The organism is Tropicimonas aquimaris (assembly GCF_042676185.1).
Classification (GTDB): Bacteria; Pseudomonadota; Alphaproteobacteria; order Rhodobacterales; family Rhodobacteraceae; genus Tropicimonas; species Tropicimonas aquimaris.
In genome coordinates this window covers 1-1,495 of record NZ_JBHTJT010000041.1, presented here as the reverse complement: position 1 = coordinate 1,495, position 1,495 = coordinate 1, and the positions used below count along the sequence as shown (strand labels likewise).

Here is a 1,495-nt window from a genome sequence, read left to right as displayed (position 1 = left end):
TTCCTTTCCATATCTGAACACCGACATCCTACACAGGCGTCGGCGGAGGGGCGGGCCATCCATACGGGGGGCGCGGACGTCTGATTGGGCGAACCAAGGGGGGCATGAACACAAAGCTGCACGCTGTCACCGATGCCTTGAAAGACAAGGGGATACGCCCTCGCATCCCCGGTCGGAAATCACGCGACAAGACCGTCCGCTATGACAAACGCAGATACAAGCGCCGCAATCGCATCGAGATCATGTTCGGTCGATTGAAGGATTGGCGACGCATCGCAACCCGCTACGACAGATGTCCAAAGGTGTTCCTATCAGCCATCGCGCTCGCCGCCGCAGTCATCTTCTGGCTCTGAAAATCAATGAGATGCCGTAACGGGGCCAGCGCATGAAGCCGCCGTTGCACTTGATCCGGCCGACGTCGGCTGGCGCCATTCCCCGCATCAGAATCTGACGGAGGAGTCGTGATGAAGCTGTTTGTCGGGATGGATGTGTCACTTGAGAAATCGGCGCTTTGCGTTCTGAGCGAACACGGAGAGGTCATGAAGGAGGCAGAAGTCGCCTGCGAGCCCGAGGCCATTGGTGCCTTCTTGAATGCCCTGGAAGGAGATGTGGCGTTGGTCGGGCTTGAGGCTGGACCGCTGTCCCAATGGTTGCATCGCTCATTGACAGAAGCGGGGTTCGATATCGTTCTGATGGAGACCCGCCAGGTGAAAGGGGCGCTGAAGGCAATGCCGATCAAGACGGACCGTCGCGATGCCGAGGGGATTGCCCGGCTTCTACATCTCGGCTGGTTCCGGCCTGTACACTGCAAATCGGTCTCGGCGCAGTAGTTACGGACGTTGCTCGTCGCCCGAAAGGCCGTGCAACAAGGTATGATCGCCTTGGAGATGTCGATGCGCGGATTGCTGAGGAACTTTGGCCTGAAGGTCGGTCCGACGTCGCGCGGGCGTTTCCACATACGGATTCGAGAACTGGCAGACGGCAACACCATGCTCTTGGCAGCAACGGAACCGATGCTTGCTGCAAGGGCGGTCCTCCGTCGGGAACTGGCTGGCCTGGAACGGCTGGTTCGCCAGCTTGCCGGGGACGATCCGGTCTGCCGCCATTTGATGTCGATGCCCGGCATCGGTGCTGTGGTAGCATTGACGTTCAAATCGGCAGTCGATGATCCCACCCGCTTCCGCTCGTCCAAGCGTGTCGGCCCTTGGGTCGGCCTGACACCATCCCGCAACCAGTCCGGCGAACGCGATGTCATGGGCGGCATCACGAAGGCGGGGGATGCCAACCTGCGCCGCGCCTTGTGCCAGGCCGCCACAGTCATGATGCATCGCGGACGCGCCTCGTGGCTTCGAACCTGGGCATCCGATGTTGCGAAACGCCGTAGGCGAAAGATAGCGATGGTCGCCCTGGCTCGACGCATTGCTGTTGTGTTGGGTCCTGACCCGCAAAGCTGATCCGAACCGAATGCGAGTTTTCGGGCACATTTCCGACAGGA

The 1,495-nt window shown here is 60.3% G+C and carries 2 pseudogenes; both read left to right on the top strand.

Features of this window, described 5'->3' with window-relative positions:
* Window positions 1-65: 65 nt before the first annotated feature.
* Window positions 66-353: pseudogene (locus tag ACFQ2S_RS17930) on the top strand (transposase); the annotation flags it as partial.
* Between the two features lie 111 nt (window positions 354-464).
* Window positions 465-1,454 (top strand): annotated as a pseudogene (locus ACFQ2S_RS17925) (IS110 family transposase).
* Window positions 1,455-1,495: the final 41 nt, after the last annotated feature.